This is a genomic window from Novosphingobium sp. ZW T3_23 (assembly GCF_044987305.1).
Taxonomy (GTDB): domain Bacteria; phylum Pseudomonadota; class Alphaproteobacteria; order Sphingomonadales; family Sphingomonadaceae; genus Novosphingobium.
In genome coordinates this window covers 1-14,488 of the sequence record NZ_JBJDRF010000037.1, presented here as the reverse complement: position 1 = coordinate 14,488, position 14,488 = coordinate 1, and the positions used below count along the sequence as shown (strand labels likewise).

At 61.0% G+C, this 14,488-nt stretch carries 11 protein-coding genes; 5 read left to right on the top strand and 6 right to left on the bottom strand.

The genetic code is table 11. The features are described 5' to 3' along the window. Positions 1 to 10: 10 nt before the first annotated feature. From ACI3K3_RS17490 to ACI3K3_RS17465, 6 genes are all read right to left on the bottom strand, one after another. Positions 11 to 2,608 (bottom strand): TonB-dependent receptor domain-containing protein, encoded by a 2,598-nt coding sequence (locus ACI3K3_RS17490; RefSeq protein ID WP_404916020.1) that lies wholly within the window; start codon positions 2,606 to 2,608, stop codon positions 11 to 13. A 105-nt stretch (positions 2,609 to 2,713) separates the two neighbouring features. Continuing rightward, positions 2,714 to 3,775, bottom strand: coding sequence for a FecR family protein (locus tag ACI3K3_RS17485; protein WP_404915945.1), 1,062 nt, complete (start codon positions 3,773 to 3,775; stop codon positions 2,714 to 2,716). Further along, positions 3,765 to 4,310 carry an RNA polymerase sigma factor gene (locus ACI3K3_RS17480; RefSeq protein ID WP_404916018.1) on the bottom strand — a complete coding sequence of 182 codons (546 nt, stop codon included), beginning with the start codon at positions 4,308 to 4,310 and terminating at the stop codon, positions 3,765 to 3,767. The genes ACI3K3_RS17485 and ACI3K3_RS17480 overlap by 11 nt, the downstream gene beginning before the upstream one ends. Before the next feature lie 241 nt (positions 4,311 to 4,551). Then, positions 4,552 to 4,986 carry a MarR family winged helix-turn-helix transcriptional regulator gene (locus ACI3K3_RS17475; protein ID WP_404915943.1) on the bottom strand — a complete coding sequence of 145 codons (435 nt, stop codon included), beginning with the start codon at positions 4,984 to 4,986 and terminating at the stop codon, positions 4,552 to 4,554. An 838-nt stretch (positions 4,987 to 5,824) separates the two neighbouring features. Beyond that, positions 5,825 to 6,748: a nucleotidyl transferase AbiEii/AbiGii toxin family protein gene (locus ACI3K3_RS17470; protein WP_404915941.1), complete on the bottom strand. Its 924-nt coding sequence runs from the start codon at positions 6,746 to 6,748 to the stop codon at positions 5,825 to 5,827. Continuing rightward, the gene (locus tag ACI3K3_RS17465; RefSeq protein ID WP_404915939.1) at positions 6,741 to 7,511 is read right to left on the bottom strand and encodes a type IV toxin-antitoxin system AbiEi family antitoxin domain-containing protein; all 771 of its coding nucleotides are present in this window, start codon (positions 7,509 to 7,511) and stop codon (positions 6,741 to 6,743) included. The genes ACI3K3_RS17470 and ACI3K3_RS17465 overlap by 8 nt, the downstream gene beginning before the upstream one ends. Positions 7,512 to 8,713: 1,202 nt before the next feature. On the opposite strand from ACI3K3_RS17465, the gene ACI3K3_RS17460 reads away from it, so the two are divergent. The 5 genes from ACI3K3_RS17460 (at position 8,714) to ACI3K3_RS17440 (ending at position 14,360) form a co-directional block, all read left to right on the top strand. Next, positions 8,714 to 9,046 (top strand): toprim domain-containing protein, encoded by a 333-nt coding sequence (locus ACI3K3_RS17460; RefSeq protein ID WP_404915937.1) that lies wholly within the window; start codon positions 8,714 to 8,716, stop codon positions 9,044 to 9,046. 40 nt (positions 9,047 to 9,086) lie between these two features. Beyond that, the gene (locus ACI3K3_RS17455; protein ID WP_404915935.1) at positions 9,087 to 11,132 is read left to right on the top strand and encodes a ParB/RepB/Spo0J family partition protein; all 2,046 of its coding nucleotides are present in this window, start codon (positions 9,087 to 9,089) and stop codon (positions 11,130 to 11,132) included. A gap of 207 nt (positions 11,133 to 11,339) precedes the next feature. Beyond that, complete coding sequence (locus ACI3K3_RS17450; protein ID WP_404915933.1) at positions 11,340 to 12,908, top strand: hypothetical protein; 1,569 nt, start codon at positions 11,340 to 11,342, stop codon at positions 12,906 to 12,908. A 120-nt stretch (positions 12,909 to 13,028) separates the two neighbouring features. Next, positions 13,029 to 13,817: a M28 family peptidase gene (locus ACI3K3_RS17445; RefSeq protein WP_404915931.1), complete on the top strand. Its 789-nt coding sequence runs from the start codon at positions 13,029 to 13,031 to the stop codon at positions 13,815 to 13,817. 228 nt (positions 13,818 to 14,045) lie between these two features. Next, entirely contained in the window at positions 14,046 to 14,360 is a 315-nt protein-coding gene (locus ACI3K3_RS17440; RefSeq protein ID WP_404915929.1) for a hypothetical protein, read from the top strand. Positions 14,361 to 14,488: the final 128 nt, after the last annotated feature.

Genomic DNA, 14,488 nt, shown 5'->3' with positions numbered 1-14,488 from the left:
CCATGGGAGTTTACCAGCGCTTGCTGATCGTGAGGCTGACCATCCTGCCGACCGCCGAGTAGTTGGTGGAATCGTAGGGGTAGGCCGCGGCACTGCTGACGAGGATCAGATCCGGCTTTTCGTTGAGGACATTGAGCGCGGCCAGCGTGAACTCGAGGTTGGCAAACGTGCCACGCTCATCCTTTGAGGTGATGTGGGTGGTTACATCCAGCGTCGTAAAACTGCCGACCTTGCGGAAAACCTGTCTCCGATCGTCGGTCGTTCCTCCGATATAGCTGGCAACACCGCCGATCCGTAAATTGTCGCGTGTCCAGGCCAGGGATCCTCGGGCGCGCCAGTGCGGAGGATTGAAAATTCGGCCGGCTCGCTCGATTTTTGCCGCGCCCTCGCCGAGGTCCTGGCGGCTTTCCAGATAGCTGGCCGACCCTTCGAAATCGATTTTGTCTCTGCTGCTGATGTCAGCTGTGTAGGCAAGGGAGAGATCGATGCCGCGGACGCGCTGGCGCGCCGCATTGCGCAGACTGTCATCGACGATCGCCGTCACCGAGGCCGGATCAAAAGGCGCGCCGGTCTGGTTGATGAGACCGTCGGGAAGCCGCGCGATGACTTCGGCTATCGCCGCCTGGCTAGGATAAAGCTCCGAGAGACTTGCGTACTGGGCGGAAAATGCGCTGAGGAGGTTGGCAATCGGGGTGACGACCCGGTCGCGGTAGCGGATGTCGAACACGCTGGCCTGCGCCCTGAGGCCTGGTACTGCGCGTGGGGTTATCGCCAGGGTCGCCGTCCAGGTTTTCGCTTTTTCGGGCCTGAGATCTGCACGCCCCCCGCTCAGAATGATGGCGGGTGCGCCGTCAGGCCCGCTCGGTGTGAACAGGGAGCCCGGCACCAGAAACCCCTGGAGCGGCTGTCCGGTCTGATAGAGCGTCGGCGCTTTGAACGAACGTCCCCATGTCGCACTGAGCGTCACGTCCTCGATCGGCGCGTAGATAAGACCCAGCTTGGGGGTCAGAAGTTCGCCAAAACCCTGGTTATGTTCATAGCGCACAGCGCCCGATAGCGAGAGGCGCTGTATCCCTGCGATGGGGTTGCCGGCGCCCACCAGCGGCAGCAGCATCTCGCCGTAACCGAAGTACGTGTCGCGCGATTCACTGAACAGGTAGGTTTGCCTCGTCACACCGCCGGAGATCTGACTGGAATCTACGTCGAGCGTTACGCGGCGGAAACCGCCCCCGAGCGCGAGCCGTGCCTCGCCCCCCGGGGCTTCAAACAGCGGGCCTTCGAAACCCAGTTCCACCGCATCGAGGCTGTTTTCGTAATCGGGAAAGTACCGGGCGGTAAGGTTGCCGCCGCTGAAGGCCCGGGTGTCCACCTTGGTGGAGCTTTCACCGTGGCTTGCTGCAAGGCGTACATCCCAGTTGTTCGAGACCTCGAGTCGAAGCGACGGACTTACAGAGAACGCAAGCACCCGCCGGTCTATGGAGTTGCCGCTGACGAGGCAGCTCGCGGTGGCGAGGAAGGGGTTGCAGGCATGTGATTTGCGTTCGTTGAACTGGGCATCGATCTCGAATTCGAGATCGGCGGCGAGTTGCTGGTGACCGGCAAGCACTGCGCTGTACTGTTTCTGCCCCGGCAGAAGCGTGGCAGATCCGTCCATCTGGCGCGTGTAGCTGCGCTGGCTGGCGAGTATCGCCGAACTATGCAGGTAGTCGCCGGCGAGCATGAACCCGCCTGAACTCCAGCGCTTTCCGGCGACAGCGCTGACCTGTCTTTCGACATCGCCGCCGTCGGTTGCGGCGCTCAGCCGCGCGGATGTGAGCAGGCCGTCGTAGTCTCGCCGGAGAATCACGTTGGCAACGCCGCCCACAGCATCGGAACCATAGAGGGCGGATGCGCCGTCGGTGACAACGTCGACGCGCTCGATGGCCACCAACGGGATTGCCGCGATGTCGACGCCCTGAGACACGGCGTCATAAGCCATTCTGTGCCCGTTGATCAGCGTAAGCGTTGCGTCCGGCCCAAGTCCGCGCAGGTTCATGGCCGACGACGAATTTGTGTTCTCCGATTGTCCGGGATTCCCGACGACGCCGGGATTTTGTCCACCGGCGAAGTTCTGCGGAAGCGTGCGCGCAAAGGTCCCGAGATCGGTCACGCCGGAATTTGCGATATCTTCGCGCGATTTGATGACCGTTGGTGAGGGACTCGGCGCTCCCTTGATGCGCGACGCCGTGACAAGAATATCCGCATTCATTGCCGGGGCTTCGGGCGCGTCGGCCGCGCCCTTGGCTCGCCCCCCGACAAGGATGACGTCCTTTCGATATTCTACCTTCAGCCCGGAACCGGATAGCAGTCGACGCACCGCCTCGTCCGCGCTGTAGGCCCCTTTGAGTGAGGGAGCTTGCCGGCCGATCACCGCTTCCGAACTGAAGATAATTTCGCGACCCGAAAGGCGGCTGACGGCTTGGAGTGCGTCGCCAAGTTCGCCGGCTTCGAGATTGTAGTGCTGACTGTTGTTCTGATCGTCGTGCACCTGAGCCCGGGCAGGAGATGAGAGGTAAAGGGATGCCAGTATCGCGGTGCTCAGAAACAAAGGATTTGCCCGGATCTTCATGTAACCCACTTCATCCCCTCCCGTAGGGATCCCGTCATTTTGACTGGATGCTACAGGAGGCATCGCTGCCGCTGGGGTGACTACGGGGTGCCGGACGAAATTTTTTCAAAGCGCGGACCGCAATGTCACTTCGCCCGAGGGATCCCTTTCGATTTCCAGTCCGAACAAGGCCGAAAGCCTGTCGGCGACCAGTTCACTGTCGTCTATCCGAAATCGGCCGCTGACGCGCAATTGACCAATCGAAGGATTGGAAAGATGGATCGTGCGCCCGGACGATGCGCGGGTCTCGGCAATGACCGCATAGAGCGGTGTGCGGTCGAATACCCGCGGCAAGGCTTGCCTGTCACGACTGGCGGAAGAGACCATCGTGCCGTTCTTCAGCTGGCTAGGGGAGGGGCCGCTTGCGGCGGTGAACGCGAGACTTTCGCCTGGCTCGAGGCGGGAGAAGGCGGCAAGCGAACCGTCCGTCAGGCGCGGTCGCTCGACATCGATAGCGCCTCGCACGAGATTTACGGTTACCTGCCGGTTCGCACCGACCTGTACCTCAAAAATCGTCCCGCGTGCCGTTACGCTTCCGCCGCCGGCCGTCACGACAAATGGCCGTGCTTCATGCGCTACATCGAAGCGGGCCTGACCGCTCTCGAGTCCGAGTTCCCGGCGATCTGGCCGGAAGGCCACAGTGAGAATGCTTCCCGGCTCCAGGGTCACCGCAGAGCCGTCGGCAAGCTTTATGGATCGGCCCGTTTCCTCGCCAGCGGCATAGCGAGCCCTATGTTCACCGTCCCTCTGCTGCCCGTTCGCGGCAGTCCGCGGCGCGGGCGCGGCGCCTTCCAGTTGCGGCAGCCCTTTGATGACGAAGGCGCCCATGATCAGCGCGATTGCGAGGATGGCCGCCAAGGCAAACCACTTTGCCTTGCCGGCCCACGGGTTGTCGTTCGCAGGCGCTCTTTGTGCGCTGTGCTCGGCGGCTAGAAACCTACCGATGGCGAATACCTCGCCGGCGCGTTGGTAAGCAATCGGATGGAGCGGGTTTGCCTGCAGCCAGGCCTCGAAATCCTGTTCGAATTCGTCCCGGTCGGGGCCGCGCATGCGGGCAAACCAGACAGCCGCCTCATGATTGAGCTGGTCGGTAAGATGAAGGGGACCGCCGCCGCTTTCAGTCCTCACTGGATAGGCTCCTGCCGATGCGCTGAACCGCTTCCGCCACGTGCCATTCGACCGTGCGAACGCTGATACCCAGGTTCTGCGCTATCTCTTTGTAGGGTATGGATTCGGCCCTGTGCATCATAAAAACGGTTCTCGTTTTCGCAGGCAATGCCTCGACCGCGATACGATATTGCTCTCGCATCTGGGCCAATTCGAGCGCTGCATCGGGCAATTCCGGCGCGGGCGCGCAAGGCATGTCCTCGACCCTTGCAGCATTGGATCTTGCCCAGGCCCGCGCCCGGTCGGCGAGAAGATGCCGCAATATACCCTGGATGTAGGAACCCGGATTGTCCTGGGCGGCGTCTGACCTGGCTGCCAGGAGGCGCATGAAGGCTTCCTGGACGAGGTCCGCCCGTTCTTCCTCGATCCAGATCCGGCGCTTCAGAAAGTGAAGCAACTTTGGAGCCTCCCGACGATAGAAACTGTCGAATTCCTTCCGGTCTTCGAACAAGGTTCGCGAAGCGCGGCGGCGCTTGCTTTTCTCAAAGCCGAGCATCGCGATCACGATGCTGCAAACATGCCGACAGACCGTGGGTCGTCGGTAAAATCATAGAACAAGGTACGCACGACTAGGCCACCACCGGCGGCGGGCTAAATATCCAGTGCCTGCGCGCGACTCGTACGGTCCCGCCCCTGTTCATGCGTGGAAGGTATTACCTGCAGCCGGTACCCGCCTCTCAATGCCGGTCTGCGCTTGGTAAGCTGCCTCCGTTCGAAAAAAACTTCAAGTCTCTTGCTCAGTCGTCGCTGTTCAATGCCGAAGTGACGCGCCGGATCATCAATTGTTCGTCGACAAGTGCCTTGAATTCGGAGCTGGCCGCCCACTCGTCGAGAAAACGTTCTATCGCCCTGCGACCCAGCGGTGTGAGCGATACAATCGTCCGGCGTCCATCTTCGACATCCGGTCCCGTCTCGACCAGGCCGTGCTGTTCCATCCGGTGGACGATGCGCTGCGAGTTACGTTCCGATGTGCTCGATACACCGCATAGCGCAGTCAGATAACGAGGCTCCGCCTCCGGCTTGTTGTAGAGGTCGAAGAGCATCTCGAGCGCTGGCTGACGAAAGAGCGCGAGGCCGAGCTCTCTGACCAGCAGCTCAAGACCGCTTTGAGCAAGGCCCATCATCAGCCGGCGATCCGAACGCTGGGTCATCGTCGGAATATCGGGCTTCATGAACGGGACCTCCAAGCACGGGTATTATGTGGATCCACCCGCATTGAATGGGGAATAGGGTTCTCGGCCGGGTGATCGCGCCGCCCGACATGCCGGGCCGATTTGCCGCAAAGACCGGCACAGCGAAGTTTCGTGGTTTGTGCGCCATTCGGCAAATATCCCAGACGCAGGGGGCCGTGATTGCGGCCGGCTTTCTCATGCTGACCGACGCGGTCTGTTGCAGCGGCGTTTCTATGAACGTGCACCCACTCCATCGCTATCTCCCAAGCCTCATTTCCGGAGATAGAATGCCATGACTGTCGGCGTAATCTTGAACCATATTGTCCAAAAACTGTCACATTCTCGTCAGACCTACATGCGGCGGAAAAGTAAGGAGAGGGCGCGGGGGCTGCTTGGATACAGTGCTTCGGAGGCATCGATCCATGGCTTTACCCGCAAATCTTGCCAGGGCGGCGTAGCAACTCGTAACCGCTCTGGGCGGCCAAAGCTGGGAGATGTTTCGGTGGCATGGCCCGATCAGGACAAGCATCCTGACATGACACCGGCGAGCATGGAAATGGGGGCGGCCTGAGCGACAGCAGCGTTCTGCCCGACCTCGTAGGGTACGAAAGCGTAACCAATGAGCACGCCCGGAAAACGCCGATAAACAGCACTGCGCTGCGATCAGCGACAAGCCCTTTTAATCTCCCCCGGTGTTGCGATTACGTGTACCTAATTTCCTCCATCGAGGATTTTTCCGTCGCAATCGGATAACAATAAAATATATTGTTAGCTTGAGGAAGCATCTCCTTCTCGGAGCGGACGTGATCCAGGTTCGCATCCGCTCCCAGCAGCGAGCCTAGTTTGAAAGTGCTATCTGCAAGGCCGTTACGTTCGCATTGAACCGCTCTGGCCGAACCTCCCGATACTTGTGGATGTTTGCCAGTTTGAATTGCGGTGCCGGCAACTCGGCAAGCGTCGCGACAGGATAGAGCGCCCAATCCGGCTCGCCCTGCTCAAAAGACAGGAGAAATGTGCGATCACTGTCTGTCAGTGCCCCTCGAAGGCCCTGGACGAGGCGGTCGAGAGTCACTTTATGATCTTCGTAGCTGAACGCTTCGAACGGCATTCCTTCGAATTGTGACCGAAAAGTATCCTGCTGCTCACGACGCCGAGGGGCAATCAGTTCGGCAATTGGACGCCCGTGACTAACCATTGCGGCGATCACGCCGAGCCGAACTTCATTCGTGATACCCTTCCGATCGAGCAGGCGCTTGACGTCGAACATGTCGCGGGGATGCTGGCGATCCAGCGCGGCACAAATCTTGCCCCCGAACAATTCGCCATGGGAAACGCAGCGAGCCTCCACGAAGGCTTCAAACTGATCCTGCACACTATCCGAGCAAGGCAAGTTCCGCGTCGGGAAGAGATGGCCCCGCAGGGAGGGATTGACCTCGACCTTCACTTGCGTGCGTATCCGCTGGCAATGGAGCTTCACCTCCATGCCTTCTTCGCCTTGCCGTGTCCTCGTGACGCGTGTCGGCGCCAGCCTTTGCTCTATCTCCGTACCGATGCGTGCCAGAGCGTCTCTGATTCCGTCCAGAGAGGTCTTACGGTCCTGATTGGGCAGATATGTCAGGTCGATGTCTACCGAGAGCCGCGGCAGATCCCATTCGAACAGGTTGATGGCGGTCCCGCCCTTTAGTGCAAAGACCGGCTCCGCCAGCACCAACGGCAGGATGTCGAGCAGCAGTCGGACTTGGTCGCGGTAAGGATCAGCCATGGTCGACCAACTCCTTGGGGAGCAGCAGACGGTACTTAGCTACGTACCGTCCATTCGGCACCAGGCTGCGATCTCCGGATCCCAAATCGATCCTGCTAAGATCCAGATGCCGCATGATCGGCAAGTCGGCGCGCTCCGCTAGGTAGAGGAACAATCTGCGCACCTTTATCGAGGCGCATTGCTCCAGCAGGGTCTGCATGAGTTTTGGGCGGATCGACGTCATGCTTTCGACGATCATCGCTGCTTCGACGAGATCGAACTCCTTCGGTGCAAGATGAAGAAGTTCGAGAATTGCGCGTTCGGCTGATGCGCACTTCAATGCAAATCCTTCCCGTCCTTCCTGCTCTTTCAGCCCGAATTCCGGCGGCAGAAGTTTGGTCTGTACGTGACGGATCTCGTCTCCCCAATGCCTTTTAAACCATTGCGGCAGTGCCACATTGAGCGGGGAGAACAAATATGCCCTTGTCGTGGCAAAACGCAGATAGTGGCTGTTTCCGCTCATCTCCAGAGCGGTCAGCGCGCCTACATGAACCGGCAGTTTCAATTGGGATTGGATACCAAAGAGTGCCCCCTGCCAGGTCACCATCTCCATAGGGCGCTTGAATGCTCCTCTGCCAAGCGGAGTCAACCACTGTGACGTGGTGTAGTTCTGCACGTCCTGCGGCGATATGCCTCGCTCGTTGAGATAAGCGCTGGTTGCGACACTGTTCGGTATCCAGCTATCGAGGAGGCCCTTTAACTTTTTCGTCTGTGATGAGCTCATGACATACTTTTGGCATAAAATTCGATGTAGGCCAATCCATCGCATCGGAATCTATCTCTTAAATATACTCCTGGCCTATCAATGCTAAGATATAGAATGACGCTGCCGCTATCGAACGCCCAGCCCCCGGTTTGAAAATGGCGACGGCCGGCTGCAGACCGCCCGAGGTAAAGGGCCGAGGCGGAGAAACTCACTCACAATACCGTCCTAAACAAGCCGGGTCGTCGTCGCGGGAGGGTCGCTGCGCAGTTTCTTGAGAAATGAACGGCCTCCCCAGTTATGCCGCCCCAAAATAGGATGTAACCCAAAGTCAAATAGATCGCCTTGCTCGCTCATTGCTATGCGGAGTGGGCTGATCGGCTGCGTCGCTGGCTAAGGACGCCCGAACTTCCGATGATGACCATTTCCCATATATTCGTTCTTCGCGCGGATCCTGGGCGGCGTTTCCCCAACTGAAAGGAGAAGGCATGCTGTCGCTGCGAGCAGGGCGGTTGTGTTGCTGATTGCCGTCATTGGGCCTTCTCATGAAATCTCGGACCATGTTGTCAAAAAATGTCACGATCTCCCAGGGCCTACACGCGGCGGAAAAGGGAGGGGGGGCGGAGTCTGCTTGGATACAGTGCTTCAAAGGGGAGAAACCCGTGGCATTACCCGCCAATCTTGCGGCGGCGGGACAGCAACTCGTAACCGCTCTGGGCGGCCGCTGGCACCTGGACCGAGGAACGTGCAGATGTCCCGCTCATGACGACAGGGTGGCAAGCCTGTCCGTTCGCATCGGTGAGCGGACGTTGCTCTTCAAGTGCTTCGCAGGATGCGAGACCTCGGCGGTACTGGCTGCGCTGCGCGCCGATCACTGGGTAGTTCCAAGACAGGAACGGCGGCAATTAGGTTTCGTTACGCCGCGCTCAGGGTCGCTGGTCCGAGCTCTCTGGGACGAGGCGTTTCCGCTCCAGCAAACGATAGGTGCCGACTACCTTCGCAGCCGAAACCTCGCCGTTCATCCACCGGCCTTGCGTTTCCATCCGCGAACACCGCTTGGGCGCGGGCGAGCCGTAGGGAAACGTCCTGCTATCCTTGCGGCAGTTGCCGGTGAAAGCGGCCTGACCGGATTACAGCGCATTTTTCTGCGCGCTGACGGCATCGGGCTAGCGCCAGACCTTCAAAACCCTCGGATGTGCCTTGGACGCCTCTACGGAGGGGCAGTGCGACTTTCCGCGGCGGAAGCTGAGCTGGGCCTCGCAGAGGGGATCGAGACGGCCCTCTCCGCGACTGCGCTGCTCGGAATTCCGGTCTGGGCCGTGCTCGGCAGCACTCGCTTTCACGTCCTCTCACTGCCGAGGCTGGTTCGAACGGTGGTACTTTTACCCGACAGCGACGTTGCAGGACGGGTCGCGGCCGAAAAGGCGAAGGCAGCCTACAGCCTCCGCGGCCTTGCGGTGCGGACCGAGTGGCCTTGGGGCGGCCACAACGATTGGAACGATGTCCTGAGGCGCCGCTGCCAGCAGGAGGAAAGGGAGAAGGGGTGGGGCGGATGACAGGCTGGTTTTCAGCCGATCCGCCAGAAGGATCTATCCTATGACAACGACAAATCTTCTCTATGTCCGAGCGCTCGATTGTGCCGTGTCGAAGCACAATGTCAGGACGCAGAGCGATGAGGCGGCCGATGCCGAGCTGGAAGCGAACATTGGCGAGACAGGCATCATTCTCCAGAACCTGATCGGTGTTCCCGTTCCGCGCAAGAAGGGGTGCTATGAAATCGTTGGGGGCGGCCGGCGCCTCGAATGCGTCCACCGGGCTATCGCCAGCGGCAAGCTGAACGAGGACTTCATGGTCCCCGTGCTGGTGGTGAAAAACACGTGCAGCGCCATCGAGATGAGCTTCGCTGAAAATTACTACAACCTGCCGATGAACCCGGCAGACGAATGCCGCGCTTTTCAAGGCATGATCGAGGGCGAGAAGAAGGCGCCGGCGGATCTGGCCAAACGGTTTGGGAAAACGGAACGTTTTGTCCTTGGGCGGCTGCGCCTGGCAAATCTCGCACAGCCCATCTTCGAGGCCTTGCGCGCAGGCGAGATCACGCTCGACGTCGCAAAGGCCTACGCCGCGACCGCCGATACCGACCGCCAGGCCAAAGTCTTCGGTGAGCTTGAGGGGCATTACTACCAATCCAATCTCAACGAGATCCGGCGCCAGCTTGCCACCGGCTCGTTCAAGGGGGCGGACCCCAAGGCGATCCTGGTCGGTCGGGACGCCTATCTCGCGGCCGGTGGGCGCGTCGAAACCGATCTTTTCAGCGATCAGGCCTCCGAAACCTGGTGCGACGGCGATCTGGTCGAACGTCTTGCCGCCGAAGCCATGGCGAAGGCCGCCGTTGCCCTGCGCGAGCGCGAAGGCTTTGCCGAGGTGCGAGCCATCACCGCCACATCGGTTCCGTACTCGCAAACATGCAGCCTTACTCGGATCGAGCCAGTCTCGATGCCCCTCGATCCCGAGGCCCAGGGGCGTCACGATGCGATCACGTCCCGCCTCGAGGCGATCGAAGCAGAAGCGCAGGGCGCTGAGTACTACACCGACGAGCAGAGCGATGAAATTGAGGCTCTCAACGAGGAGATTGAGACTCTTCTCGGCGCGTCTGTGGATCTCACGGAAGAGCAGAAGGCAGGCGCGGTCGCCTACCTGATCATCGGCAGTGATGGCTGCCCGCAGCTCCACCATGAATACTTCGCGATGCATTGCGGTGATGATGATGCCGGCGATGGCGATAGCGATGGCGGGGGCGCGGGCGACGGTACCGCGGACGATGATGATCTTGGTACTGCCGAGGATGGCCCTGCCATTCCCGACACAAACGATACGGCGGACGAGACCTACAGCCAGCGCCTGCTCGACGAGCTGGCCAGCATGAAGACCGAACTTCTCGCCGTGCATGTAGCCAATGATCCCCGGTTTGCACTGGACCTGGCCATATTCATCATGGCGGACCGGGCTTCCCTGGCGGGGTGGACCTGGATACCGAGCGAACTCAGCGCCGCGGCCGCCGGCCCCCGCACCCATGGATTCGAAAGCGAGACGAAGGCGGCAGCTGACTGGGCCGAGCTCACCGTTGGGCTGGATCGCAGCTGGCAAGCCCATGAAACCTTGCCTGAGCGCTATGACGCCTTCTGCGGCCTCAAGGAGAACGCGCGGATGGCCTGGCTGGGCTGGGCGGTTGCGCGTACCTTACATGCCGTTCCTCACGGACAAAAGGGCGCGAGCTTCCTGGATCATCTTGGCGCCAAACTTGCGATCGACGTGGCCAGCTGGTGGCGGCCCACCGCGCGAAATTTCTTCGACCGACTGACCAGACCCCGGATCCTTGACCTCTTCGAGGCCATTGGAGGAACAGAACTGCGCAGTCGCCACATGGGAGCACGCAAGTTCGACCTCGCCGTTTCGGCAGAACGCCTGTTCGCGGGTGATGCGGTGACCGAGGTCGACATGAAAGAGCGTCTGCTCTCCTGGGTGCCGCGCCCGATGGCCTTCACCGACGATGTCCCACCGCGCAATGCGGCAGACCGCGGCCCTGAAGGGGGCGATCCTGCCGGTTGCGCAGAAGACCCGGACATGTCCGCCGCTGCATGACCTGCCGTTGAGACGTTAGTTTGATCCGGAGGTCCGCGCCTGCGGGCCTTCGGTGCCTTACGATTTCGTCCCGATTTTCCGCCCCCGCGTGCTGGCGATGCGGGGCTGCTTTCGAGCAGCCTCGCCCCGGCCTGTGCGCACCTCCCGGCGCGGCCGCGCCGATGTTCAGCCGCGCGCCTTAGCTGCGCGGCTCGTGGAGTCACGTCCATGGCCCAATTCCAGATCCTCTATTCGCCCTCGACCGACGAGTGGCGGCCTATAACCTCCCATTTCTGCCTGCTTCCGGGTGATCAGTCGAACCTGTGGCCCACGTTCGGCGATGCCGAGGCTGCCCGAAAGCGGATTGATCTCCACTTCCCCGGCATTCCTTTCCGCGTGGCGCTCGCCGACAACGAAAACGGCGATGTCGACTGGCAAACCCGGGAGCGGCTGCGGTTTGCCGACGGGACCTACACCCGCGTGCCGTGGCACGACGAAACCTGGTATCAGGCGCTGCACGAAGACCACTTTTGCCATGTCTCTACCGAGCAGGCGGGCAAGATCGCCTTCACCGAGAATTCCGCCAAGGGCATGGCCGACCGGCAGCTGGTCATGTCGCCTGGTCGGTACCTCCGCCGGTTCTTCTCCGACCACCTCGACAACAATGCGATCGAGGGCTGGTGCGCGCGGCTTTCCGTCCAGCTGCAGGAAGATACGCTCAAGATCACGCAGGACGCCGACGAGATCGAGGATGTCTATGTCGGAGGGCCATGCAGCTGCATGGCGCACCCAGCGGACGACTTCGAAAGCCTCTGTCATCCGGTTCGCGTCTATGCGGGGCCGGACACCGCGCTTGCCTACATCGGATCCCGCGAAGATGCGCGCGCGCGAAGCATCGTCTGGCCCGAGCGCAAGGTCTACACCACCATCTATGGCGACGTTTCTCGCCTGAAGCTCCTCCTGGAAAACGCCGGCTACGTCGAGGGAGGCCTGAACGGTGCCCGCCTGAAGCGTATCTGTGACGACGGCTGCTTCGTGGTCCCATACATCGATGGCGGCGGCGACCTGGCCGACAACGGGGAATATCTTGTCGTCGGACAGGGATCCATATCGGCTGAGAGCACGACGGGACTGGGGGTCGTTCCCTGGTATTGTCCCCGGTGCGAAAACCAGACCAGGGCCTACGAGACCGTCCATTTTGCCGATGGCTCGTCCGAACAATGGTGCGAGAACTGCTACAATAACAGCACGACGTTCTGCGAGCACAATGAGCGGCTCTATGCCGAGGACGAAGACTTCATTTTCGTGCACGGCCGATCGACCGGGCATACTGTGCTCGAGGACGCCGCCGAAGATTTCGGAGCCGTCTATCTCGAGGACCGATGCGAATGGTGGATGCGCAGTTGCTGCCGTGCGTGCGATGGGACTGGCGAAATATTCCACTCCGACGACCTTTATGAACACCAGGGCGAGTGGCTTTGTGCGGATTGTCTGCCCGGCGCCCTCGACGATGAGGATACCCTCCAAGCCAACGCGCATGTGCTGGCTTACCGTGGTTTCCTGGATAGTGATGCGACTTCGCGCTACGCTCTTGATCAGTTGAGCGGGGATGGTTTCAACGCCGCAGGTGCTGGCTTTCTGCCGCCATGCAGCGAGCAAGCTAACTCTGAAGGGCGGCACTTGTCCTCCTCGTCAGATCGCGCGGACGGGATACCGGGCGATGCTTGGCCCGGACCGACCGTAACCGCACAGGTCACGGCCCGAACCCCGCACCACTCTTCAAGCGCGGGGGCCTGAGCCATGGAGCATCATCTTTCAGGTCGGGGCGGCCTGCTCGAAATCCTGTCCTGGGCCCGGCCCCACGACAGCGAGACCGAACGTGCGTTCTGCCGTGAGTTCCTCGACAGGGTTCCGGGAATGACCGCCGATCGGTTTGGAAATCGTGTCATCGCTGTTGGCGACCGGCCCCGCGTCATGTGGAGCTGCCACATCGATACCGTTGCGGTGCGCGGCGGCTTGCAAGACGTCTTCATCGACGATCAAGGCCTTGCAAGACTGCGCAATGGAAAGCCGGGCATGTCGCTGGGCGCAGACGACGGCGCGGGCCTATGGATCATGCTCAACATGATCGCGGCAAGCCGTCCGGGGCTCTACGTCTTCCATCGCGGGGAAGAACTGGGCTGCCTCGGGTCCCGATGGATCGAGAGGCGGGCACCGGAGGTGTTCGAAGATATCGATTCCGCGATCGCGTTCGACAGGGCCGGGCTGGCCGACGTCATCACCCACCAGGCCTCGGGGCGCACTTGCTCCAACGCGTTTGCCGCCAGTCTGGCCGCGTTGCTCAACGAACTCGATCCGACATTCAGGTACCGGCCGGACGATACTGGTATTTTCACGGATACCAACGAGTACGCCGGCATCGTTCCAGAGTGCACTAACCTATCCGTCGGCTACTACGCCCAGCACGGACCGCGCGAAACCCTTGACGTCGCGCACTGTGAAAAGCTGCTGGCCGCCATGCTCAAGTTCGACGCTTCCAAGCTCGTCATCGCGCGAGATCCCTCGATCCGCGAGGCAGGGAATTGGGGCCGGGCGCAGCATGATCAGGCGAATCACGACGACCTTTCCTCGCTCGTAGCTGAGTACCCTGGTCTGGCTGCAGAGCTGCTCCTGGAGGCCGGGTTCACGGCCGATGACTTCTGGTAAGAGGCGTGGGAGCGCGGGCGCGGCGACGTGTTCGGCACTCCCAGCGGCGAAAGACCCTAGTCGCCCTCTCGCTGCGTCCTTTCTGACGGGCATACTCTTCCCCGGATTGGGGCTGGGCTTTGCCCAATCGTCCTGTCCGGGCACTGCCAGGGTCCCAGATGGCGGCGAAGCAATTTGGCAACCGGCCGCGAGGTGCCGTGCGGCTCATGATCTTGGGAAAGCAGTGACATGACCATCGAACCCGAAATCGGGGCGCTCTTTGCGGCGACCTACAATGCCGATCTCGCAGAGCTTGGGTCGCTTGCGCTCGTGGCATGGCCCGATCAGGACAAGCATCCCGACATGCTCGAACTCCGTAATGGCAGCGGTGACCTGCTTGGGTTCATTCCTGCGGACACCGAGCCGCAAATGGCGGCAATTGCCTGCCGGCTCTACGCTGCGGGCTACGTCGACGGACGCGAAGCGGGAAAGGCCTCCGCGTGGGCCTCGCTCCGCCGGTTGATTGGAGCGGCTGCCGAGCGACCTTCGAAAACCAACGGGTAAAGCCGGTCCTCGCTACCCAAACTTCACCGTGTGTGTTCGCATTGACCCGCATAGGTGCAGTCTGCCTTGCGCCTTCGGGGCCTGTCCGAAGGCCTGACCGGATGCATTCTCATGATCTGCGGGAAGGG